Raw genomic sequence first — 26,028 nt, 5'->3', positions numbered from 1 at the left:
AATTGTAAAAGGATCATAGTCGATATTTTTATTAAAAAGGATAACCAATAGCAATATTCAAAATTAGATTGTCTTTTCTCCATGAGCCGCTTCCAAAATCAATATCTTTAATTACCCAACGCTCTCCTTCAGGCAAATAGGGCTTCCTTAATGGAAGTGCCAAATCTGTTCTTAAAATAAAAAATGACACGTCAAATCGAAGACCAACACCTGCTCCTACCGCAATTTCTTTCATAAAATCTTTAGAAAACTCTGCACCTGGTTTATTTGGATCTGCGTTGACAAGCCAAATATTTCCAGCATCAACAAATGCGGCTCCTCGCACAATACTAAAAAGCTTAGCACGATATTCTGTGCTAAACTCTAATTTCAAATCTCCTGACTGGTCCGGAAGATAATTATTTGTTGTTATTGTATTCAAATAGCTTCCTGGCCCAAGCGATCTCGCCCTGAAAGCCCTGATACTATTAGTTCCTCCCACCACAAACTGTTTTGAGGTTGGCAAAATAGTTGAGTTTCCGTATGGCAATCCAAGTCCTACAAGAACCCGGCTGGCCAATTCGCTTTCTTTACTCAATTTTAAATAATGCCTGAAATCAGTTTTGATCTTCGCATATTGGCTAAACGGAACATCAAAAATTTCTTTCGTATCGTTCTTTTTTGCATTTGCACCTGAAAGCAAACCTGTTATATTTCCGGCTAAATCTAATTCTCCGTTAAAGTAAAAAGTATTTTTTTTACGTTTTTGCATCGTATTGGTATACGTATACGAATATGTTGGCCCAAAAATCAATTGCTTTTCAATTACCCTTCCTAATGCTTCATCTTTCAGGATATCATCCAGATATTCTTGTGTTACATGATTTGGACTTACATAAGTAACATCAAGCAGATTTAGCTGATGTTCTTTACGGATGTTTTCTTTCCATAAATAACCAAATGAAGCTTTAAATGAATTCAAAGCATATAATTGCGTCCTGTTTTGATATTCATATCTTAAAGCAGCTTTTGTTCTTGGGATATATTCACTGGAACCCTGAATAGGAAAGAATGGCACAATAAATCTTGGCCAGGTCAAACTGGTTTCTGTTCCTAATCTGTATATATTTTTACCATTATTAGCTCCTGAAAGCTGAAAATCAGCTCCGCCAAAAACAGAAACAGTCAATAATTCCGCGCCCCTGAATAAATTCCTGTTATTCCAATTGACATTAATTTCACTTCCGGTATAACTTGCAGAGTTTGTTTTTCCTAATACCTCAACACGAATGAATTTTTTTGGTAAAAGCGTTAAATAGTAATAAGAGTCCAGAGTCTTTGGCAAACTATCCGAAACTTTAAATTCGTTTTTTACAAAACTAAAAGTTCCCAGATTTACAAATCGGTTTAAAGTAAGATTATGATCTTTTCGATTGTACAAATCCCCCTTTTTAAATAATATCGTCCGGTCAAAAACCCTCGGTTCAAAAGTACGAGCTGTATCAATAATTGTAAAATCTTTGTACTGCACGATATCTTCAGACTTATATTTGACACTGTCTTTGGAGATAGAAAAATTAGGATAAACAAAAATCTTATCGATTTTATAAGAAGTAAGTGCCTTTGGCGGCGCATCATCTTTTATCACTAATCTAATTTTTACTTCGTGATCTCCTTTACTGCTGTCTACTTTAGCCAGGATATAATCCGGATTAAAATAATAATATCCTCGTTCTTTAAGCCTTGCATCAATTCTTTCTCTTTCTGCTTTTATAACATCCAGATCATATGGATTCCCAACTTTCAATAAACTTCTTCGGCTTGATCTGCCGATGATTCTTGACATTGGCAAAGAATCATCAGGAAAAGTAACACTTTTAATTATATATCTTTTTTTGGGGACTACAATATATTCTGCAGTAGCTCTTTTATTTCGAACTGTAGAATCTGCACTTACCCGGGTTTTGAAATAGCCTTTATTTTCAGCAAAATTTCTTAAAACTGAAGCATTGTAATCCAAATCTACTTTACTAAAAAGTACAGGTTCTTCCCCGACTTTTGTTCGAAGCCAATATCTAAACCCTTTCTCTTTTTTAGGTTCTCCTGCAATATTGTAGAACCATAATTTAGGTCGAAGGCCCAGCAATTGTTTGTTGGGTTTTGGACGAAGCAATCCTTCTAATTCCTTTTCTAATGCTTTTCTGTCTTTCTTTTTAATAACAGAATCTTTTACTTTCACAGAACCGCCTGTGTACAGCAATTCGCCTTCCGGCAGATATTTGGTGTTGCTGCATCCAAAAACAAAAAACAGGGACAATACAACAAAATATTCCGCATACCTGTTCCGCACATTTTTATGTTTTAATTTCATTCCCTTCAATTTTATTTTCTTCGTCCAGATTCTCTTTTTCTTTTGCTTCTTGGTCTTTTTGCTTTTTTCTTTCTTTACGAATTCTTTCTTCCTGGATTATTTCCTTTTCCTTCGCACTTCTGTGAAAAAGTTCACGGAATTTATTGTAGCTCATCGTAATGATAAAAGCAATTCCCGTTTCAACCACCTGACCTTCAACCGCTACCTGATATTCGTTTTTTCGATAAGCCCTGAGCATATACCGGCCATCTTTAGTAAGCTGATAATCCAAAGCAACGTCTCCGGCAATATTGGTACTTTCTTCGTTGGCACGTTCCTTTCCTTCAACTGCAAAACTACTGCCAACGGTAACTTTCAATCGGTCATCTAATAGTTTTTTAGAAACTCCAACATTCAGGTCAGTTCTGTTTTCCATACTTCCCGTTGTGTAATCTTCTGTAGATTCCAAATCAAAATCCAATTGCACACCACTGATTAATTCTCCGGCAAAATCATTTAATTGCTGCGAAAGGATTTTACTCACACTCTGTCTGGCTAATGATTCTGCATTTGTACCACCACTTTCACTTGCAAACGGATTTTCACCAATAAATCTATTTAGTAATAAGAGTGCAAAAACCTGCTTATTTAACTCGGCCGGTTCTTGTCGCAATTGCTCCAGTTTTGCCTGCGAAGCTGTAACAATATCAGCTGACACATCATAATTCCCATCCGGAAGAATAATGTCAAATGTGATTTCCGGTTTCAATAATTCGCCCTTCATTTTCAATAAAGTCTGAAACGGAATTTTTTGTTTGTAGGTATTTTTAACGGTTTGGTTTGCTCCTCCTAACTGATTTTCGAGCAAATCAATTGGCGCTGTATTTACTTTATAGATTGCCGTAATATTTAAAGTTGCCATTGTAGGCTCACCGTTCCAAATAATAGAACTTCCTTTTTGAATATTAAATTTTCTACGGATCATATTGAAATTCATTTCGTACGCACCATCCGTAAATTCATATTTCCCTGTTAAAGTTGTTTTTCCGGAAGGGTCAATTCCGCCTGTCAATTGCGCTTCGCCTTTTAAATTCAGATAATCACCGTTTCCTTTATCAATAACAAGGGTAAGTTCAGCTTCTTTATCAATCGAAATATCAACACTAACATCCATTCCTAGCAATTCTGACTGATTTAGTTTTTGTTCCATTTCAGCAGTTTGTCTCAAATATTGATTGTCTTCATCAACAAACTCCACAATACCTTCTCTATCCGCAATAGACGGATCTGATTGTGGCAAAACCACCGTAAACTTCGTGTCTTTATTTACTTTGATTGTACCGCCAATTACAGGGTTTTCAAGTGTCCCTTTTACATTCAGTTTTGTATCAAGGAACAAATCCCCGTAAAATAAATTATTGTCAGCAGCTTTAGAATTTATAGCTCTGAAATCATTAGCCGTAATATTTAATGCAAAATTATATTTCCTGAAATCAGGTGATTGGATAGTTCCGTCCAGCGATAATTCATTATCATTTTCGTCCTGAAATGTAAATTTATCAAAAGTGATGGTACCGTTATCAAAAGTGATTTTTTCCTGATCGGTTTTAAAATAAGAATTCAACTGTGTTACACGGAAAGCAGCGTCGTTAAAACTAAGTTCTCCGTTAATTTTAGGAGCAGCCGTAGTACCCTGAACCTTAAAATTTCCTGACAAATATCCTTTCCCTTCAGAAATATTATCCATGCTGAATCCCTGAATACTCTCTATATTAAGTTTGTTTATTGCTACATCAAAATCAAAAGTCCCTCCTTTAATGGCATAATCACCTGTAAGATTTACATCATTGTCTTCATCACTTAACTGTAGATTTGCAGCAAGGACATTAGCTGTTTTATTGTTTACTTTTATTTCTAAATCGCCTACTTTTTGCCCTTTAAAAGTAAAATCATCAATTTTTAGATCAGAAGTAAAAATTGGATTTGTCATAACATTTTCGACAATAGCGTTTCCGTTAATAAGACCCTGCATCAGTAATTTGTCCTTTTTAACAATATTCATGATGGTTTCGATTTTGAAATTCACAAAATCAACTTCAATTGGAGCATTATTTTGAGTTCCCTCTGATTGAATCTTCAATTCATTTCCGGCATTTTCCAGAAAAAATTTATTAACATACAATTGATCTTTTCCAAATTCAATTGCATTTTCCGGATCAATATTCCATTTATCATAATTCAATACAAAATTTTCAGCATCTATTTTAAAGATGTTTTTAGAATTTTCGACCTTAAATTCACCTCCAACAAAATATTGCTGTTTGTCTTTTGCATCTTTTACTTCAAGTGCATAATCCAGAATATTCTCTTCTACTTTTCCTGATAAACTCGTAAACGGAATTTTTAACGATCCGCTTTCTATCGTAGCTACAGAGACCGAATATTCTAAAGCATTTTCTTTTGCTTGAATATTTATTTTTCCGCCAGAAATAGTATTCTCTGCATAAACAATTCTCGGTATAGTCCCTTTAACCTGAAGTGAATCTGTTTGGTTATTGTAGTTTCCAGTAATCGTTAAAGGCTCTAAACCTGTAAGTTTCGGAATTAGTTTAAATAATACAGGATCATTATCTACTTTTAAGGTAAAAGCAAGACGTTGTTCGTCAGATTCTGCATTTACTTTCGGATTTTTAAGATCAATGTATTTAGAAATTGACTTTTTAATTGCCGTGGTCAGGGTTGTCAGTTTATATTTCCCTACTACTTCGGCTTTTAAAAACTGGGATGCTATTTTTATCGAATTACTGTCTTTATCGGCAAAAGCCAAAACTCTGATGGAATCCAGAACAATTGGTTCTTCTTTTTGCAAGATCTGAATATTGGAAAGAAACACTTTTCCGTTTAGATAATCCGGATTGCTATTGGCAATATCAGCATCCACATTTCCACGGAGTTTCATTGGTCCGGCATGAAGATTCAGTTTTTCCAGATCGGCAATATCGAGATTAAGTTTTAGTTTTATGGTTGGGTATTTTTGTTTTGTATCACCGCTTGCTGTTAAATCAAAATTCAGATTTGGATCTTTCATGCCAGATTTCACAGCAAAAGATCCATTTTCTATATTTCCTTTTAAATTTAAATCCCTGTAAGTATATCTATTAAAAACGGCTTTCTGTACTAAACCATCAATCGCTGCATTTGCTGTTTTTGGATCTAAACCGGTTCCTTTTACTTTCGCTTTAAACGTAATTTTTCCAATTGAATCATTTTTGATTAATCTTCCTAAATCAAATTCTTCAAGGCTTACAGAAGCATCGTATCGCTCTCGGTTTTTTACACGCTGATCAAATATACCGTCAACTTTTACATTACCGAAACTGCTGTTTAAAGCCAGATTGGTTTTAAAATTCTGAACTGAACCTTTAAATTTCCCTTTTAAATTAATTTGTGATGGCAGCTGAATGTTTTTCGGAATTGTTCCGGCTGGTACAAACGTATTGATATCTTTTGATGTACTTGAAAGATTTTTAATATCCAGATCATAATACGATTTCTTAGCATCCGGAAGTCCTTTTATTTTCCCCGAAAGAGAAACTCTAGTAGTTCCGATTCCGCTCATTTCCAACTTTGGAATGTTCAGGTCTTTTATTTTTCCGTTTATACGTGTGTTTAGATACAAGATTGCATTTGGATTACTTTTAAACGGATTTTGCTTCTGCAAATCAGGGGCAAAAAGCAAAATATCCTTAAATCCGATTTTGGACTGATTTAAATTAGCATCAACAGACAGATCTCCAAGGTCTTTTTTTAGCGAAGCAATAGATTTATAAGTCACCTTGATTTTATCTTTAACCAGCGTTTGAGGCGTTCTTACGTATAAATTATTCAGGGATGCATTTTTTGGACCGTAGAAAAAGTCTGTTTTTAAAGACTGAATAGTTAAGCCACTTTTTTCGGTAACGGCCAATGCTTTGATATTTCCTGAAATCGTATCGTTTGCATAATATAATTCATCAGCTTTCAAATTGAATTTATCCAAATCCAAATGACTGTAATCAATCCCTTTTTGAACAGGTTTTGACTGCATATCATCAAATTTAAAATCTATATTCTGTATATCAACATCGGCCAGTTTTACTTTCCACCCTGCTTGTTTTATTGCGGTTGTGTCGAGGCTTGGTGCCTGAATCTGCTTATCTTTTGCACCCAGTCGTAAATTTCCTTTAAGATTTTTAATTTCAAAAGTATTAAAATCCAAAAGCTGTTTATTAAGATCGATTTCATTAACTGTTAAATTTAAGGTTCCTAATCGGATTCCGGAATTTAATCTGGAATCTTTATTATCGTATAAAATATCAATTTTGGACAAACTGATTTTATCTAATTTTAATTTGAAATCTTTTCGTTTGGAAATGGTTTCAGCCGTCTTCACCGAAACTTCAGCCGCTTTTTCAACCGCTTCCTGATTTAAAACCAATTTTAATCCATTGAGATTAATTTTGGGAATATCAAAATTCATTTTATCTAAATCGAAGGCATTGAATTTTGTGTCAAAATGTGAAAGGTTTACTGCAATATCATTTTTTGAAAAATCATCTTTAAAGTTGAATTTTACATGATCCAGATTGACTTTTACAACAGATATCTGAAAAGGTTTGGCATTCGGATCATCCACTTTTGGCTCTTTTGATTCAAAAGCTTTAATGATGTAATCGAAGTTAAAAACACCATCCTTATTTCTGGAAATATTGGCTTTTACATTTTCAAGTGAAACCGAATTGATTTCGAGTTCATTGCTCACCAGTTTGAACAAATCAACGTCAACTTCCAGACGTTTTCCTGCCAATAAAGTATCCTTGTTCTGGTCTTCAAAATAAAAACCCTCCAGCACTACATCTTTTGGAAATTTTATGGAAATGTGATCTAACGAAACTTTGGTTTTAATTTTACTATGGAGGTAAGTAATTGCCTTATCCTTAACAAAATTCTGGACTGACGGAACCTGGATTAAAATGATAAGAAGTAATAAAAGGGCAACTATAGAACCCACGCACCATAAGAGAATACGTAGTGTTTTTTTTAAATAATGAATGTTTTTTTTATTCATATGTCAATAAAACACATTAAGATTGAAGTTGCACTATTGTAAGACTGTATTTTTACAGTTTACAAAATTGTAATTTTTAAATCTTAACAATTTACATAATTACAGTCAATTATTCTAAAATTACACTGTAAATTAGTTAATTTTCTTACCTAAAAAAGATTCAGCAATGAAATGGTTTTATTAGACACCTAAAATTTTTGAAATTTTAGAACCTTATATTCGGTGATTTTTTATTCAGCAATTTTATCTTCTGTTGTAACTTTTCCAGAAACTTTTTGTGTTGCTCTGACTCTGGATTAAAGCTTCTGTGGCGAAGGCTTTTTTGAATTTCATCGACTTCTTTCATAATAGAAAAACTGGTTTCTGAAATATAGCTTTCGCTGAAAAGCTTCCAGATATAATCAATAGCAATTTGGTTAGGATGCAGCATATCTTCGGCATAAAAGCGATAATCACGAAGTTCATCCATCATGATTTCATAAGAAGGAAAATAGCTGATGGCTGATCGTTGATAGTTGATGGTTTTATGAAGAGCTGTAAATAAATGTGATTTGCTCAACTGATTTTCTACAAAACCATCTTTGATGTGGCGCACCGGAGAAACGGTAAAAATGAAATTTATATCCGGATTTAAATTCTGAATTAGTACTATTGTACTTTGAATGCTCTTTTTAATTATTTCTATATCCAATAATTCTTTTGTGAATTGCTTTTGCGGAACTTTATGGCAATTGGCTACAATTTGATCACTTTGTATGTATTTATAAACCCAGGAAGTTCCGTAGGTAATAATAAGGTGTGTTGTTTCTTTTAACCATTTATGAGTTTCGGTAATCGTTTTATTTAATGTTTCCAGTAATTCTTCCCTATCCGAATTGCTTAAATCTGAATGTACGTCAAAACAATGCCAGCGTTCGTTGTGAAAAAAAACATCTTTTTCTTCAAATAATTTCTGTTCACAAATTCTTCTGAATAATTTTTCAATCGAAACAGGATTAAAAATAATCCCGAATGGATTGGTCTGATTTTGAAATTTAAAATAGTCAAATTTCGACGCCATATTTTCTGCAAAACAAGAACCAACAGAAAGTATTCTCGAATTATAATCGATTAGGCTGTCCCTTTTTGAAATTGGGATTTGGGTTCTGAATTGCATGACATTTATTTTAAAGAACAAATTTCGCCTATTTCTTATAAACAAAAAAGCCAAATACGTAAAGTATCTGGCTTAATAAAATTATTTATTTAAACACTTAATAACTTATTAAAGCTAATAAGATTTGAGCATTCTAAATTATTAATAAGTAATTTGAACTTTAAAAGAATCAGTATTATCTCCTGAAAATGTTTCAGTTAAAAAATTATCAGAATTATATTTATTCGTAAAAGTAGTATTTACAGTTTCAACTTCTTCACCAGTATAAACTGTTTTACTAGTTAATGTGTTATTAACAGAATAAAAATCAAAACTAAGATCAGTATCTAAAGCTAAATCTAACAACTGTTTTAATCCTGTTACATTAACAAAAGGAGTTTTCTTATTATCATAAGTACTTGTTATTTTCTCAGTATATCCATCATCACCTATAACTTCTGTCGAACTAATATTTCCATTTGCAAAAGTATAGATTGTTGATTCGTAGTACTCGCCTTCTTCTCCATCTACTATTTGTGATGCACTAACAGTTACAGTCCCATTTGCATTATATAAAAAAGTTAATTTGTCCTTGCTGTAAGAACTAAAAGCTCTGGTAGTTATTCTGGAAGTTAATTTACCACTATTATCATATGCATAAACATCAGTTGAGAACAAAATGCCGGATTTATATAATTCTACTTTAGTAATAAGATTATCAGTATAAGTATAGGCATATCTGGAAGCATCAGAAAGTGAAATTTGTTTTAATTTGTTCCCATCATAAGTAAATGTATAATCAAGTGTCCCTTTATCACCATCTTCTACAGTTGTCAAAGTAATTTTTGTTGGCAATGCTGTTGATGATGACCCTCCATCTGAATTGTTATCATCATTAGAACATGAAGAAAGAAGTACTACAGAAAAAGCACTAAATAAGCATAAAATTTTTTTCATTTTTGATAAATTAGATTTATTAATATTTCCTACAAATAAACTATAATTAACAACATAATCCTAGCTGTTTTAACCAGAAAATATTCATTAACCTAAACCAACATACAATCCTTTTTTTAACTATCTAAATTTCAAAAATATACAAAACATAATACCTCTTTCTAAATTAATTAAATCTTAAAATACCGTATAATTACGCAGGTCAATTCTGAATAAATCATTTTTTTGAATTTTCTAGATTTTAATCTTTAATAATCAACAACTAAAAAATAAATTATCAACTTTAATTTTATTTTTTATCTCCCTTTTTATTTTACAAAAAAGCATTCACTATTTTTACAGCTTCATAAATTACAATCAATCATGAAATTATTATACTCCTATATAATCAAACACAAAATGCTCTTGTTTTTTGCTTTGATTATGGCCACTATAAACATTTGTTTCAGTTTATCAGACTCTATTATTACAGGTAAATTAATGCAGGACTGCGGTGTTGGTCTGCATAAATATGACGGAAATGTAAATGGTTTTATGAAATCATTGTCTTTTTGGTTGGGACTCTCACTTGGCGCGGCAATGATTTCAAGAATTACCAAAAATTTTCAGGATTATTTTACCAATGTTGTAATTCAGCGAACCGGTGCACAAATGTATACTGATGGAATTAAAAAATCACTTGATTTGCCTTATGCCGAATTTGAAGATCAGCGAAGCGGTGAAACTTTAAGCAAACTGACCAAAGTACGTTCTGATTCTGAAAAATTAATTACACTTTCGATTTCACTTATTTTTCAGACTATTATCGGATTCGTATTCGTTATCGTGTATATTGCCCGAATCGATTATCGTATTTCACTTATCTTTTTAGTTACAGCTCCAATTATTGCTTTGGTAAGTTCTTATCTGGGCAAAAAAATAAAAATCGTTTCCAGAAAAATTGTGAATCAAACCAATGCACTGGCAGGTTCAACAACAGAAAGTTTAAGAAATATAGAATTGGTAAAAAGTCTTGGATTAACGTATCAGGAAGAAAAGCGTCTGAACCTTAATACTTTTAAGATTCTGCAGCTTGAATTAGAAAAGGTTCGCTTTATCAGAAGTTTAAGTTTTATTCAGGGTACAACGGTTCATTTTTTAAGGACCTGTGTTGTTTTTACATTATATTATTTCCTTTTTGGAGGAAAAATTATTGTGGGAGATCTACTTACTATGGTATTTTTTACCTTTTTTATTTTTGGACCTTTACAGGAATTGGGAAACTTTATAATCGTGCTTAACGAAACTAAAGTTTCAATGGAAAATTTCAGGATCCTTTTAAATGCTCCAAAAGAATTTCGCCCGAAAACCCCAAAACATGTTGGGGCAATCCAGTCTTTACTATTCTCTAATGTAAGTTTCCAGCACAAAACCGCTAAATTTATAGCCGTTGAAAATATTAATTTCGAAATCAAACAAGGACAGACTGTTGCCTTTGTTGGTCCATCTGGTTCCGGAAAAACAACTTTGGTAAAATTATTAGTCGGATTATATACTCCTGCAGAAGGTCAGGTTTTTTATAATGATATTGATTCGACAGAAATTGACCTGCTCGATTTAAGAAAACAACTCGGATTTGTAACTCAGGATGCCCAATTATTCTCGGGAACAATCCGGGAAAATTTATTGTTTGTAAAACCAAATGCTACTGATGAGGATTTACACAATGCATTAAAAAAAGCCAGTTGCGAAAAATTATTAGTTCGTGCCGAAGATGGTTTAAATACCACTATAGGAGAAGGCGGAATAAAAGTTTCAGGAGGAGAAAAGCAAAGATTATCAATCGCAAGAGCTATCTTAAGAAATCCGAATTTATTGATTTTTGATGAAGCAACTTCTGCTTTGGATTCTATTACAGAAGAAGAAATCAATGCTACAATTAGAAATATTTCAGATCAAAACAGAATCACGGTTTTAATCGCCCATCGCTTGTCTACAGTAATGCATGCTGACAGAATTTTTGTTTTGGAACAGGGAAAAATCATTGAACAGGGAAAACACGATGATTTAATTGCAGAAAGAGGTTTGTATTATGCTATGTGGCGCCAGCAGATTGGGGAAAGAAAATAGTTTAAAAATAGAATATTCTATTTTTAAATTGAAATTTTCTTCTTTATTAAAAAGCAAAAGCCCTTTCATGAAAGGGCTTTTGCTTTTTAATAACAGTCTTTTTATTTAATAAATGTACTCATATGTTTCGTCACCCTGTACCGATTTAATTAAATAGTTATCCGAATTATATGTGTTTTTATACGTAAAAGTGCCATTCACAACTCCTCCTGTATTTTCTGTTATTTTTGATATGTTATTAACCGAGTTAGCTTCCTGATCAAAAATACCTGAATCTAATAAGAAAGTATATCCTGTTATACTTTTAAAAGGATTATTTTTATTGTCATACTCAACTGTATTTACGAAATCATTAAATTCAGCTTTAATTATATTACCATTAGCATCTAAAGTTAATATACTGGATGAATCTTGTATCTCTTGCTGTGTAATTGGATTAATTAAAACTGTAATGGTCGAAATTGTTCCATCAGTATTATAAGTGTATGTCTTCTTTCTACTTGAAGAGTTTGGTGAAACCTCTAGAAAAGATTTTAATTTATTATTTTCATACGCAAATGTTGTAGTCGTTGAATTATCTTCACCATCTTCGGTATAAATTGCTTTCGTTATTAAATCCCCTGTATAAGTAAATACTATTTTAGTACCGTCATCATAATTTAAACTATCAATTTTGTTTCCAGTATAAGAATACGTTGTAGTAGTGTTCTCACCAGTTTGAGAGCCATACGTGTATATTTGCTTTTTAGGCAAAAGCGAATTTTCTTCAGAAGAATCATTGGTACAAGAAGCCAGTAGTAAAATTAAAGCACCAAATAAGCATAATTTTTTTTTCATTTTTGTAGGTTTGTTTATTTTAAATTTCCTACAAATGAACTACTATTAAAACAAAAAACCTAACCATTTCAAATAAAAACCCAAAAAAGTTAAGTTCCTTTTTTGGGTCTTTGTTATATTAATATTTGAAAAATGAATTTTAACCAAACCTTTATTTCACAAATTGACTTGCATTTGCTAAAGCTTGTTGAATCCCCTCTGCATTTTTACCTTTTCCGGAAGCAAAGAAAGGTTGTCCTCCTCCATTTCCTTCAATATATTTTCCTAATTCTTTAATTACAGCATTCGCGTTTAAGTTTTTAGCAGCTACTAATTCTTTAGCAATATAACAGTGAATATTAGGCTGACCATCTTCTACAGAAGCTAAAAACACGAACGAATCCGGTTTTGAACTTCCTAATGCAGCTGCTAAATCTTTCGTCGAAGCCATGCTTAAATCTACTTGTTTAGCAAGGAAATGTATCCCATTTACTTCTTGGAAATCTTTTTCTAATTCCGATTTTAATGCGCCTACTTTTTCTTTTAGCAATTGCTCAATTTGCTTTTTCAGTTTAGCATTATCGTCCTGAAGTGAAGTAACAGATTTTAAAATATCCTGCGGATTTTTAAGTGTTTCTTTTATTTCTGCTAATGTATTTTCCTGATTTATATAGAAATTCTTCACTGCATCACCAGTAATTGCTTCGATACGACGAATTCCAGCTGCAACAGCACCTTCAGAAATAATTTTGAAATGCCAGATTTCAGCAGTATTTTTTACGTGAATTCCACCACATAATTCTTTACTGTCACCAAACTCAATCATACGAACATTATCTCCGTATTTCTCTCCAAATAAAGCCATTGCACCTTTATCCAAAGCTTCTTTAATCGGAATATTTCTGTGTTCAACTAATTGCAATTGCGCTTCAATCTGAGCATTTACAGAAGCTTCAACTTGTTTGATTTCTTTATCAGAAACTTTGCTGAAATGAGAAAAGTCAAAACGCAAGTAATTAGGATTTACCAACGAACCTTTTTGTTCCACATGCGTTCCCAAAATATTTCTCAAAGCCAAATGCATCAGGTGCGTAGCCGAGTGATTTTTAGAAGTCGAAGTTCTTAAATCGGTATTTACTTTTGCCACAAAACCTGCTTCTACATTTTCCGGAAGTTGTTTTGCAAAATGCAAAATCAAATTGTTTTCTTTTTTGGTATCGATGATTTCGATCGTTTCATTTGCAGAAACTAGCGTTCCTTTATCTCCAACTTGTCCTCCTCCTTCTGGGTAAAACGGCGTATTGTCTAAAACGATTTGGTACAAAATACCATCTTTTTTAGAATCTACTTTTCTGATACGGGTAATTTTTACTTCGTTATCTGTTTTATCATAACCAACAAATGTTTCCACATTCCCAGGAATCAAAACGTTCCAGTCTTCTGTAGAAACTTCAGAAGCAGCACGGGAACGCGCTTTTTGCTTTTGTAATTCTACTTCAAATTCTTCTTCATTATAAGAGAATCCTTTTTCTTTTAAAATCAAAGCTGTTAAATCTTTTGGAAAACCGAAAGTATCGTACAATTCAAAAACTTTAGCTCCCGAAACTTCTTGACCTTTAGTTTCTGCAATTACATTATCCAGCAATTGTAATCCCTGATCTAAAGTTCTTAAGAAAGAAGCTTCTTCTTCACGAATTACATTGGTAACCAATTGTTGTTGCGATTTGATTTCCGGGAAAAATTCTCCCATTTGGTTGGCCAAAACTTCTACCAGTTTATTGATGAAAGGTTCTTTGGTTCCCAAAAATGTAAATCCGTAACGAATAGCACGACGCAAAATTCTACGAATTACATAACCCGCTCCCGTGTTAGATGGCAATTGTCCGTCTGCAATTGCAAAAGCAACCGCACGCACGTGATCTACCACAACACGAATTGCGATGTTAGTTTTGTTTTGTTCTTCACTGATGTTTTTAACTTCATCAGACGTATATTTTAAACCTGTAATCTGCTCAACTTTTTCAATAAGCGGTGTAAAAACATCGGTATCATAGTTTGATGTTTTCCCTTGTAAAGCCATACACAAACGCTCAAATCCCATTCCGGTATCTACGTGTTGCGCTGGAAGTTTTTCAAGAGAACCATCTGCTTTACGGTTGAATTCCATGAATACATTATTCCAGATTTCAACTACTTGCGGGTGATCATTGTTCACTAAACTCTTTCCTGAAACCAAAGCTTTTTCAGCTTCCGGACGTAAATCAACATGAATTTCAGAACAAGGTCCGCATGGTCCTTGGTCACCCATTTCCCAGAAATTATCTTTTTTGTTTCCAAGAATAATTCGGTCTTCATCAATTAGAGTTTTCCAGATATCCCAGGCTTCCTGGTCAAACGGAACATTATCTTCTTTACTTCCTTCAAAAACAGAAACATAAAGATTTTCTTTTGGAATTTTATAAACTTCTGTCAATAACTGCCAAGCCCAGTTGATGGCTTCTTTTTTGAAATAATCGCCAAAAGACCAGTTACCCAGCATTTCGAACATGGTGTGGTGATACGTATCAAAACCTACATCTTCAAGATCGTTATGCTTCCCTGAAACACGAAGACATTTTTGCGTATCTGCAATTCTTGGACTTTTTGGAGTTCCGTTTCCTAAGAAAAATTCTTTAAACTGGGCCATTCCCGAGTTATTGAACATAAGGGTTGGGTCGTCTTTTAGCACGATTGGGGCAGATGGAACAATTAAGTGTCCGTTGCTCTTAAAAAAGTCCAGAAATTGTTTACGTACGTCTTGTGATTTCATATTTTAATTAGAAAATGTGTCTGTTTTAATGTGTCAATTTGAAAATTAGACCATTAGATAATTTGTGAATTTTGATAATGTATTAATTTCGAAATCGATAATAAAAAACTAATTGTTTAAAACAATAAATTCCTTATTTTGCGCATTATCTAATTATCTAATTCCCCAATTATCTAATTAATTTTGTTCTTGAAAAAAAGCCACGAACAAGTGAAACATTTACTAATTTTGTTCGTCTGACTAATTTTACAAGCTGCAAAAATAGGGTATTTTAAAATATGGCGAAAGTAAAATATTATTACGACTCAGAAAATCTGGCGTATACGAAAATAAAAACAAAAAAGAGAATCAAAATTGGTTACGGATTCTTGTTTTTACTAGCTTCAGCACTGTTTGGTTTTTTAATATTTGTCCTTTTAATCAATACTTCCTATTTTGAAACGCCAAAAGATCGTTTACAGGCCCGGGAAATTGAAAATTTAAAAATACAATATGCGATTTTAAATAAAAGAATGGATGAAATTGATGCTGTAGCTGAGGCCTTAGAAGACAGGGACAATAATATTTACAGAACTTACTTTAACAAAACCGAAATTCCGGATTCTATCAGAAAAGCAGGATTTAAAGATAGTAAAAGATATAAGGATTTAGAAGGCTATAATAATTCTCAATTGGTCCTAAACACTACTAAACGGATTGATCAGCTTTCGAAAGAACTGGGTATCCAGTCAAAATCATTAGATGTGATATTAAAGCTGGCCAGTACAAAAAAGAATTTATTAGCTGCGATTCCTGCCATTCAGCCAGTACAAAATGAAAATTTAAAACGGGTGGCATCTGGTTTTGGATACAGAATTGATCCTTTCACGAAAGTTCGAAAAATGCATAACGGAATGGATTTCACAGCTAATACTGGAGCCCCGGTTTATGCTACCGGTGATGGTGTTGTGGCAAGGGCTGACAATTCGGCATCAGGGTTTGGCAACCATGTGGTCATCAGGCACGGTTTTGGATACGAAAGTTTATATGCTCATTTAAGCAAATACAATTGCAGGCCCGGACAGCATGTCAAACGCGGAGATGTAATTGGATATGTGGGAAGCACAGGAAGATCTGAAGGACCGCATTGTCATTATGAGGTACATAAAGATGGAAAAGTCGTAAATCCGCTGAATTTTTATTACGGAAACATTTCGGCTGTAGAATATGTTGCGATTTCACATTTGGCAAATCAGGAGAACCAATCATTAGATTAATACTGCAAAAAGTAGTAAGTTTGAATAAAATAGAAAAACAAAGATCATGCATATTGAGCTTTCTAAAGATAAAAGATATTTCAGCATTGGCGAAGTAGCCAAAGCATTTAATGTCAATGCCTCTTTGATACGATTTTGGGACAGCGAATTTGACATTCTCAAACCTAAAAAGAATGCCAAAGGAAACAGAATGTTTACACCTGAAGATATTACAAATTTACAATTGATTTATCATTTGGTCAAAGAGCGCGGTTTTACACTTGAAGGAGCCAAAACACATTTAAAGGAAGGCCAGAAGAAAACATTAGATAAATTCGAAATAATACGTAAATTAGAGTCCATAAAAACACAACTAACAGATATAAAAAACGAATTGTAATTAAAAATTGAAATAAACTTAAATTAAAAAAATATGAAAAGATTTTTGCCTTGGATTATCGTAGCCGTAGTTATTCTTGCATTATACCTTTGGGCTTCTGGAATTTATAATAAAGCAGTTACACTTGATCAAGATGTGAAAGAAAGTTGGGGTAATGTTAACACAGCTTATCAAAAAAGAAATGATCTTATTCCAAATCTAGTAAGTACTGTTAAAGGATATGCCACTCATGAAAAAAGTACTTTAACAGCAGTAATTGAAGCTCGTGCAAAAGCTACTTCAGTAACAATCGATCCAACAAATGTTACTCCTGAACAATTAGCAGCATACAATTCGGTACAATCTGGTGTTTCTTCATCTTTATCAAGATTATTAGTATCTGTTGAACAATATCCAGATTTGAAAGCCAATCAGAATTTTATTGATTTGCAAAGAGAATTAACTAGTATGGAAAATCAAATTTTAACCGCTAGAACACGTTTTAATGAAGCCGTTAAACCTTACAACAACAATATAAATACTTTCCCAAGAAATATATTGGCTGGAATATATGGTCTCAAAGAAAAGCCATATTTTGAAGCTTCTACCGGAGCCGACAAACCAGTTGAAGTTAAATTCTAAAATAGAAAATTGTAACTCTAAAATAATTTAAATGTCAAAAGTAGAAGATTTTTTAACCAGGGAAGAAGAGCAGGAAATAGTTGAAGCTATTCGCATGGCTGAAGAAAACACTTCTGGCGAAATTAGAGTTCATATAGAAAAAACGACTTCTAAAGTTCCTTTTGACAGGGCTTTAGAAGTTTTTTATGAATTACGAATGAATGAAACCCAGCTTCAGAATGGTGTTTTGTTTTATTTTGCTGTTGATGATAAAAATTTTGTCATTTGCGGTGATAAGGGCATAAACGATCTTGTAACCAATGATTTTTGGGACTGCACTAAAGATGTTATGACAAATCACTTTAAAGCAGGAAACTTTAAGCAGGGAATTGTTGACGGAGTTTTAAATGCCGGCGAACAATTAAAAAAATATTTCCCGTCATCAGAAGACGATAAAAATGAATTATCTAACGAAATCTCAAAAGGATAAATAATGAAAAATTCCAAAATTAAAATCTCAAATTCCAATAGAATTTTTCAGTTCATTTTTTTGTCTATATCATTTTTGAGCTTTAACACAATTTTTGCTCAATTCACGATTCCAGAAATTCCAAGCGAACAAACTTCAGTTTATGACTATGCCAATCTTTTAAATACTTCTGAAAAAACACAATTAGAAGAAAAACTTATTCGTTACTCTGATTCCACTACTACTCAAATTGTTGTTATAACAATTGAAAGTCTAAAAGGCGAAGATGTTAGCCAACTTGCAACAAACTGGGGACAAAAATGGGGAATTGGAGGAACTGCGAAAGATGATAATGGTGTTGTGATTCTAGTCTCTAAAGATGAAAGAAGGATAGCTATTAACCCTGGTTATGGACTAGAGGATCGACTAACAGCAGCAATTGGAGGTCAAATTATTGATTATATAATTATTCCCGAATTCAAAAAAGGAAGTTATTACAAAGGTCTTGATAAAGGAGCTGATGCGCTTTTTGATGTTTTTAAAGGCAAATACAAAGGTGAACGAAAACAGAGTCAGAGTAAAGGAAAAGATTTTCCAATACTCCCTTTTATAGTTATTATCGTGATTGTATTAATTTTGGTGTCCCGAAATAAAAGAGGAGGCGGAGGAAATTCAGGCAATAATAGCGGCGGAGGTCCAAGTTTGATGGATGTTATTCTTTTAAGCAGTCTAGGCAGAAGCAGCGGTGGCGGATTTGGTGGTTTTGGTGGCGGATCATCCGGAGGTGGCTTTGGCGGAGGCGGTGGCTTCGGTGGCGGATTTGGCGGTGGCGGTTTCTCCGGAGGAGGCTCTAGCGGTGGCTGGTAAATTAAATTTTGTTTGATGTTTCAAGTTAGTAGAGTTATCTTTGAAAATATTTTACTCCAAAATTTAATTCATAATTTATAATTCACAATTCATACTTAAAAAAAATGTTATCACATAAAGCAAAATATGCTCTTAAAGCCTTACTTTATCTAGCAGAACAAGAGGAAGATCACATTTCTAAAACTATAGAAATTGCTGAAGGTGCTAATATTCCTAAAAAGTTTTTGGAACAAATTTTATTAGACCTAAAACGAGGACGTTTTGTAAGCAGTAAACAGGGAAAATTTGGCGGATATTATCTGATAAAATCCAAAAATGACATCACACTGGCAGAAATCCATCGTTTATTTGATGGTGCAATTGCACTTTTGCCTTGTGCTTCTTTAAATTTTTATGAGCGTTGCTTAGATTGTAAAACTGAGGAAGAATGCAGTCTGAGACACGGTTTGATGATTATTCGTGATGAAACTTTAAAAGCAATGCAGAACATCACAATAGCTTCATTGATAAAAAAATAAAAAATATTTTTCTAAACTCTACCAAACTGATAGATTTTGTATATATTTGCCAAAAAATAATTAACAAATCATTACAATTTTTTGAACAATGAAAGTAAAATCAAGCAAGTCTTATTTCTCTAAAAATCTTTTGAAAAAAAGTAACAATATAATTTTCACAACAGTGAAAAATAATTCTTCTATGATGTGTATGTGCTGGTAAAAAAAATTTAAAACTAAATTCTACTAATTACATATACATAATATAAAAATGAAAAATTCTATAAAAAATATATTTACATTACTTTCAATTATAACTTTCTCCGTTTCATTTGCACAAAATATTGAAGGTAAAATTACAGACACACAAAAAAATCCTCTAGGTGCAGCCAATGTAGTTATCAAAGGAACAATTATAAGTACTATTGCTGATGAAAATGGAAAATTTAGCCTTGACACAAATGGTAAAAATCTCCCTTTTACACTTTTAGTGCAATATGTAGGTTATAAAACTATCGAAGTAGAGGTTACAACTTTACCTGTCCCTGCATTAGAAGTCGCATTAAAAGAAGAAAATGAACTTATCGAAGTTGTGGTTTCTTCCAGGCGAAGAATAGAAAAAGTTCAGGATATTCCAATTGCGGTTTCAGTTGTAACTGGAAAACAAGCTGAACAAGCCGGAGCTTTTAATGTAAATCGTATTAAAGAACTGGTTCCGTCTGTTCAATTATATTCATCCAATCCAAGAAACACAGGTATCAATATTCGTGGTTTAGGTTCTCCATACGGACTTACTAATGATGGTATTGACCCGGGTGTTGGTTTCTATGTTGATGGTGTTTATTATGCACGTCCGGCAGCAACAACCTTAGATTTTGTAGATGTAGAACGAATTGAAGTTTTACGTGGACCACAAGGGTCACTGTTTGGTAAAAACACCACATCAGGAGCCTTTAATATTACAACACGTAAACCAAGTTTTACATCCGGTGCAGATTTTGAAGTGAGTTACGGAAACTATGCATTCCTTCAGGCTAAAGCTTCTGTTACAGGTGCTTTAAGCAAAAAAATTGCAGGACGCCTTTCTTTTTCTGGTACACAACGCGATGGTCTGGTTGATAATATTGCAACAGGAAGAGCAACAAACACCCTTAACAACCAGGGAATCAGAGGACAGTTACTTTACACTCCTTCAGAAAACACCAATATTATATTAGCTGCAGATATCACAACACAGCGTCCTGACGGATATGCACAAGTAATTGCAGGTGTTGCGCCAACAAACAGAGCTGCTTATCGTCAATTTGATGCTATTATTACCGATTTAAATTATCAACTTCCAAGCAGAAATGCATTTGACCGTAAAATTGATCAGGATACACCCTGGAGATCAGGACAAGACATGGGAGGCATATCCTTAAATATTGACACTAAAATTGGTGGCGGAACATTAACATCAACAACTGCATGGCGTTTTTGGAACTGGGATCCGTCAAATGACAGGGATTTTACAGGATTACAGGTTTTGGCAAAATCACAAAACCCTACAAGACAAACTCAAATTACACAGGAAGTTCGATATGCTGGCCAGCTTTCGTCTAAAATTAGTGGTGTAGCAGGTGTATTCTTTATCGATCAGACATCACAAACAGATGGTACAGAAGAATCGGGAAGTGCACAATGGAGATTTTCTCAAAGTACAACAAGTAATTTATGGAAAACACCCGGCCTTTTTGAAGGTTACGGAATTAAAACTGATGCAAGAATCAGAGCATCGAGTGCTGCAGTATTTGGACAGTTAGACTGGGCCATAACAGATCGTCTGCATGTATTACCTGGTTTGCGATATAACTTTGATAAAAAAGAAGCAAACTATAAACGTACCACATACGGCGGTCTCCAGACAAATGACCCTGCATTAATTGCACTGAAAAAATTAGTGTATACAGATCAGGCTTTTGACTCAAGTAAAGACGATACAGATTTTTCAGGAAATTTGACTTTGACATATAAATTTAGCGATAAAATCAATGCTTATGCTACTTATGCAAAAAGCTACAAACCAGTTGGTGTAAATGTTGCCGGGCTTCCTACCCCACCAGCTGGCCAAACATTAAGTGATCTTGCAGTAATTAAACCTGAAGATGTTAATCATTATGAAGCAGGTATCAAAACTTCTCCATTCAGAAATTCTATCCTGAATCTTACAGTATTCAATACTGATATTAAAGATTTTCAAACAAACGTTCAGGCCGCTGAATTGGGTGTAAATCGTGGATACCTTGCGAATGCAGATAAAGTAAGAGTAAGAGGAGCAGAATTAGACGCAAGTTTTGTAATCAACAGACAGTTTAGTGTTTACGGAGCTGCAACTTATAGTGACGGTAAATACATTAAATTTACAAATGCGCCACTACCTTTGGAAGAAACTGGTCTTGTTGTGGATGGAAAAGCCGTAAATTATAAAGATGTTTCAGGATCTGATTTACCTGGTGTTTCAAAATGGGCAGGGAGCTTAGGAGGTGAGTATACTAAAAACGCAAGATTCTTCGGGAACTCGGGTAAATTTTTTATAGCTCTTGATAGCTATGCCAGATCTGAATTCTCATCAAGCCCATCAGCTTCAAAATATTTAATAGTTCCGGGTTATGCTATTTTTAATGCCCGTTTAGGTTTCCGTGCAACGGATGGTTTATCTGTTCACTTCTGGGGACGTAATATTTTAAACAAAGATTATTATGAGCAATTATTGCCAGCTGGCGGAAATGCAGGACATTACGCGGCTGTATTAGGTGACCAAAGAACATATGGAATTACTCTAAAATATTCGCTGTAATAAAATTAAAGAAAGTTAGTTTGGTTAAAACGAGATGCATTTATTAAGTGTATCTCGTTTTTTTGTTTTAAATTCACAAAACAGCATTCAAAACAATTTTTATTCTGCCCAAAATCATCACTGATTTGTATATATTCGCAGCTTGAATTTATATAACGTAGATGAAATTTTTCAGATTCTTTCTTTTTTGGGCATTTTTAGGTCAATTCTCTTTAGCGCAAAGCACAAAAAAGGTAGAACACCAAACCCTGACATGGATTAGATATTACAATATTTTTCCTTTATCCGAAAAATGGTCACTACATTCCGAACTTGACAACCGGAGCTTTATAAATCCGGTTCATGAAAATGTATTTGTTTTCAGGACACAGGGAAGATATCGTACTAACAAAAACATAGAGTCAGGATTTGGATTTGCTTATTTTAATGTAAATACTCAAAACCCTGCTAATGATCCTGAATTTTCAGTTCCCGAATACAGGGGACAGCAGGATATCACCTTTATAAATGATATTGCAAAAATTACTTTCCATAACCGTTTTCAGCTTGAAGAACGTTTTATACAAAAATCGACTAAAACGGAACTGTTAAATGATTTTTCTTTTTCTTTCCGATTCAGATACCGATTACAATCGACTTTTACACTTTGGGAAAAGGAAAAAAGGAGTCTGAAAGGCACCATTTCTGATGAAGTTTTATTTAATCACGGAAAAGACAATAAGAAAAATACTTTTGACCAAAACCGGTTCTATACAGGCCTTCGCTATCATTTCAACCCAAATATTGGTTTGGAATTAGGGTATTTAAAAAATTTTCAGAGGCGGTCTAGCGGTGTCGATTTCTACGATCGTGATATTATTCGTTTTACCGTTTATCACAGAATTAACAGAAAAATAAAATCGTAAAACTACATTCTAATTATTGAATACCAAAACATGACATCATAAGTCTTATTTAAAAAAAACTCCAGCTAAGCCAGAGTTTTTATTATTATATGATTTTATTTTATTTGAAATTAACCTTTACAAATAAAAGCTTTGTTTCTGAGAGCCTTTAGATTATATATCTCTTTCTCTTCCTCCGCGATCTCCTCTTTCACCACCATCGCCTCGCTCTCCTCCTCTTCTTTTCGAACCTTTTTCAGACGCAAAATTCCCAATTTTATACGCTACCGAGAACATCACATAACGTTTTAAAACAGTATTTTCTTCATCACGAACTGAGGTTGCAGAAATGGTCCTTGTAGCGCTTTGATTCTGATTCAGGACATCATAAACTTTTATTTTAGCATATAATGTTTTCTGTAAAAAACCATACGATAAACTGGCATTCCATAAGTAAAAATCTTTTTTGAAATCATCCGAAATATTAGAGTTGTAAGTATATCCAAAATCATTTCCAAAGATTAAATTGGACGGCCAATAAGTTGTAGTTTGTAAACCGGCTCGGTGCACAACTGCTGAAGTCGAATTTGCAGAAGTATTTTCGTAATGTGTTTCATTAAATGACAATCCGTAAGATGGGGAAATGGTCAGCAACTCACCATATTCATAAGTAAAATACAACTTAGGAGAAATTGCTGTTGATTTAGCATTATATAATACAGCATTTGTATATCCTTTATTAAAAGAGTATTTTCCATTTAAACCAATCCCATATCGTAAAACATGTTCATCCCTTTTAATGGACTGATTCCAGTTTGCTCCGGCAGAAAGGGAATAATTTCCTGAAATATTTACATACGTTGTTGTTCTTCTACCATTTGCATCAAAGACAGAAGTCGATACAATGTCATTATTAAAATAATCTCCTTTTAGTGAAAAAGCATATCCCGAACGGGTGCGGAAATCAAAATTCCTGAAATTAAAATTTATCGAATTTTTCTCAATAAGATCTAAATCAGGATTACCAACAATGCTATTTAATGGATTATTTAAATTAACGATTGGCATTAAATAATTGGCTGAAGGTATTGCATTTGAGTAATCGTACTTGAATGTCAAATTCTTAGATTTACTAAATTTATATCGCAGCTGGGCAGAAGCAAAAGGCAGGACATATTTTTTATTTAACTGCGTTTCGTTCCCCATATACAACGAATAGTTGTCAAAATTAACAATAGTCGTTTTCGAATCAAGATTTAAGGTATAATTACTTTTTCGCAGCGTTATACCAACTTTTGGAGCTACGGAATTTTGTGCAGATGTCGTATAGGTTGTTAACGAAGAATTCAAATCTAAAATTTCTTCTGTCGAACGGTCGACATCGTAAGTTTTCTGGTCATTTGAAGAACTTTGCCAATCTAAATCGGAACCAAAACGGACTCTTAAAGAATCTGTAATCGGTTCTGTATATTCAAGATCCAGCGAGTAGGAATCGGAAACATTCTTACCACTTGTTTTTTGGTATCTGTCAACATTTTTGTCTGGCTCCAGATTAAAAATGGTCTTAATATCATTAAACCCATCTGAATCATTTTTGGTATTATTATTCGAAAAAACAAAACTCATATTTCGGTTTTTTTTCTCGAAAGCTTTATTAAAATTGATTGTATTGGCAAAATTCGTTGCGGTTGTTTCTTTGTTCGATACTGATGTACCATCGTTTAAAAGCTGACCGTTTTCATCATCCTGCCAAGTTTTACTCGACGAATCAGATTCTCCATTTGAACGGGTTTGACTAACATTTGGAGTAATAACAAGACGTGTGGTTGGGTCGATTTTATATTCCAATTCAAAGTTTGCTGTATTTCCAGTACTTTCATTTCGGGTTTTAGAATCAGCCTTAGTATAATTATTCCCTGTAGGTAAAATACTCAGTTCATTAGAGTTGCTATCGTTTTTATTAATTGTATTCGAAAAATTGTAACTTCCGGATGCCATGAGTTTTTCTGTCCAGTCATCAGAATAATTAATCCCCAACAAGTTAGACTGTGTAATTCCTTTTCCTCCCCCAGAATTTCCGCCTCCCCTGGCTGTTCTTCCACCTCCCATACTGTCAAATACTTCATCTTGTGTAAAACCCGTTGAATTAATATTGTTTGAAGCTCCAAGAATACTGATTTTTTGTTTGTTATTGAAGAAATTCATGATCAGACTGCTCTCATAACGGTCATCAGAGCCATAACCTCCCAAAATTTTCCCGAAATACCCTTTATTTTTCTTTTCATCAATCGTCAGGTTGATACTCGAATAATCTGATGTGGATTCTTGTTTCGCTAATTCTTCTTTTTTGGTTTTAAAATCAGAAACCTGTACTTTTTGTATGATTTCGGCAGGTAAATTTTTTAAAGCCATTGCACCATCCCTGTCAAAAAATGGCTTTCCATTCACTAAAAGCTGATTTACTTCCCTTCCATTAACCGTGATTTTTCCGGCGTCATCTACATCAAAACCAGGCAGTTGTTTTAATAATGCTTCTACATTTGCATCAGGACGGACTTTATAAGAAGCTGCATTGTATTCTAAGGTATCCTGTTTCATACGAATTGGCGGAGCCTCACTTTTAACAATTACCTCATTTAAAGCATTAACACTTTCGATTAAATATAATTTTCCGAAGTCCTTGCTTTCCAAAAGACCATTTTGTTCTTCTGTGTAAGTTTGGTACCCTAAATAATTTATTTTAAGGAAAACCGGTTTATCCAGTTTTTTTGTGTTCAACCTAAAGAAACCGTTTTTATCTGTCGTTGCATAATCAATAACCGTGGAATCTTTAACAGTCGTAAAATAAACGGTAGCCAATTCTACCGGCAGCTGTGTATTAATATCAAGCACAGTGCCTTTAAGAACAATATCATTCTGAGCATTTGCCGAATAAACAAAAACAAAAAACAGTAAAAAGTAATATAATCTGGTCATAA

The 26,028-nt window shown here is 33.5% G+C and carries 16 protein-coding genes; 9 read left to right on the top strand and 7 right to left on the bottom strand.

Annotation, left to right across the window (positions count from 1 at the left end; all coding sequences use genetic code 11):
* Window positions 1-31: 31 nt before the first annotated feature.
* From tamL to OZP09_RS17195, 4 genes are all read right to left on the bottom strand, one after another.
* Window positions 32-2,350: a translocation and assembly module lipoprotein TamL gene (tamL, locus tag OZP09_RS17210; protein ID WP_281309726.1), complete on the bottom strand. Its 2,319-nt coding sequence runs from the start codon at window positions 2,348-2,350 to the stop codon at window positions 32-34.
* Complete coding sequence (locus OZP09_RS17205) at window positions 2,334-7,436, bottom strand: translocation/assembly module TamB domain-containing protein (RefSeq protein ID WP_269234926.1); 5,103 nt, start codon at window positions 7,434-7,436, stop codon at window positions 2,334-2,336. Before OZP09_RS17205 ends, tamL begins: the two co-directional genes overlap by 17 nt.
* A gap of 205 nt (window positions 7,437-7,641) precedes the next feature.
* Entirely contained in the window at window positions 7,642-8,592 is a 951-nt protein-coding gene (locus OZP09_RS17200; protein ID WP_281309725.1) for a GSCFA domain-containing protein, read from the bottom strand.
* 141 nt (window positions 8,593-8,733) lie between these two features.
* On the bottom strand, window positions 8,734-9,528 hold the full coding sequence (locus OZP09_RS17195) for a hypothetical protein (protein ID WP_269234925.1): 795 nt from the start codon (window positions 9,526-9,528) through the stop codon (window positions 8,734-8,736).
* A 363-nt stretch (window positions 9,529-9,891) separates the two neighbouring features.
* Here OZP09_RS17195 and OZP09_RS17190 point away from each other — a divergent pair, with 363 nt between their 5' ends.
* The gene (locus OZP09_RS17190; RefSeq protein ID WP_269234924.1) at window positions 9,892-11,637 is read left to right on the top strand and encodes an ABC transporter ATP-binding protein; all 1,746 of its coding nucleotides are present in this window, start codon (window positions 9,892-9,894) and stop codon (window positions 11,635-11,637) included.
* A gap of 105 nt (window positions 11,638-11,742) precedes the next feature.
* On the opposite strand, the gene OZP09_RS17185 is transcribed toward OZP09_RS17190, so the two are convergent.
* The gene (locus tag OZP09_RS17185; RefSeq protein WP_281309724.1) at window positions 11,743-12,474 is read right to left on the bottom strand and encodes a hypothetical protein; all 732 of its coding nucleotides are present in this window, start codon (window positions 12,472-12,474) and stop codon (window positions 11,743-11,745) included.
* Between the two features lie 151 nt (window positions 12,475-12,625).
* Window positions 12,626-15,262: an alanine--tRNA ligase gene (gene alaS, locus OZP09_RS17180; RefSeq protein WP_269234922.1), complete on the bottom strand. Its 2,637-nt coding sequence runs from the start codon at window positions 15,260-15,262 to the stop codon at window positions 12,626-12,628.
* A gap of 278 nt (window positions 15,263-15,540) precedes the next feature.
* On the opposite strand from alaS, the gene OZP09_RS17175 reads away from it, so the two are divergent.
* From OZP09_RS17175 to OZP09_RS17140, 8 genes are all read left to right on the top strand, one after another.
* Window positions 15,541-16,518: a M23 family metallopeptidase gene (locus OZP09_RS17175; protein WP_281309723.1), complete on the top strand. Its 978-nt coding sequence runs from the start codon at window positions 15,541-15,543 to the stop codon at window positions 16,516-16,518.
* Between the two features lie 46 nt (window positions 16,519-16,564).
* Entirely contained in the window at window positions 16,565-16,897 is a 333-nt protein-coding gene (locus OZP09_RS17170; RefSeq protein WP_269234921.1) for a MerR family transcriptional regulator, read from the top strand.
* 33 nt (window positions 16,898-16,930) lie between these two features.
* A complete protein-coding gene (locus OZP09_RS17165; RefSeq protein WP_269234920.1) occupies window positions 16,931-17,518 on the top strand; it encodes a LemA family protein in 588 nt (195 codons plus the stop codon).
* 31 nt (window positions 17,519-17,549) lie between these two features.
* Window positions 17,550-17,987, top strand: coding sequence for a TPM domain-containing protein (locus OZP09_RS17160; protein WP_269234919.1), 438 nt, complete (start codon window positions 17,550-17,552; stop codon window positions 17,985-17,987).
* Between the two features lie 3 nt (window positions 17,988-17,990).
* On the top strand, window positions 17,991-18,833 hold the full coding sequence (locus OZP09_RS17155; protein WP_269234918.1) for a TPM domain-containing protein: 843 nt from the start codon (window positions 17,991-17,993) through the stop codon (window positions 18,831-18,833).
* Between the two features lie 104 nt (window positions 18,834-18,937).
* Window positions 18,938-19,351: an RrF2 family transcriptional regulator gene (locus tag OZP09_RS17150; protein ID WP_223678727.1), complete on the top strand. Its 414-nt coding sequence runs from the start codon at window positions 18,938-18,940 to the stop codon at window positions 19,349-19,351.
* Between the two features lie 250 nt (window positions 19,352-19,601).
* Window positions 19,602-22,166, top strand: coding sequence for a TonB-dependent receptor (locus OZP09_RS17145; RefSeq protein WP_269234917.1), 2,565 nt, complete (start codon window positions 19,602-19,604; stop codon window positions 22,164-22,166).
* Window positions 22,167-22,327: 161 nt separating this feature from the next.
* Window positions 22,328-23,071: a DUF2490 domain-containing protein gene (locus OZP09_RS17140; protein WP_269234916.1), complete on the top strand. Its 744-nt coding sequence runs from the start codon at window positions 22,328-22,330 to the stop codon at window positions 23,069-23,071.
* Window positions 23,072-23,224: 153 nt separating this feature from the next.
* Here the strand turns inward: OZP09_RS17140 and OZP09_RS17135 are convergent, their stop codons facing one another.
* Window positions 23,225-26,026 (bottom strand): outer membrane beta-barrel protein, encoded by a 2,802-nt coding sequence (locus OZP09_RS17135; protein ID WP_281309722.1) that lies wholly within the window; start codon window positions 26,024-26,026, stop codon window positions 23,225-23,227.
* Window positions 26,027-26,028 lie beyond the last annotated feature (2 nt).

Origin of the sequence: Flavobacterium flavigenum, assembly GCF_027111255.2 — a bacterium.
GTDB lineage: Bacteria > Bacteroidota > Bacteroidia > Flavobacteriales > Flavobacteriaceae > Flavobacterium > Flavobacterium flavigenum.
This window is presented reverse-complemented; position numbering and strand designations above follow the sequence as displayed.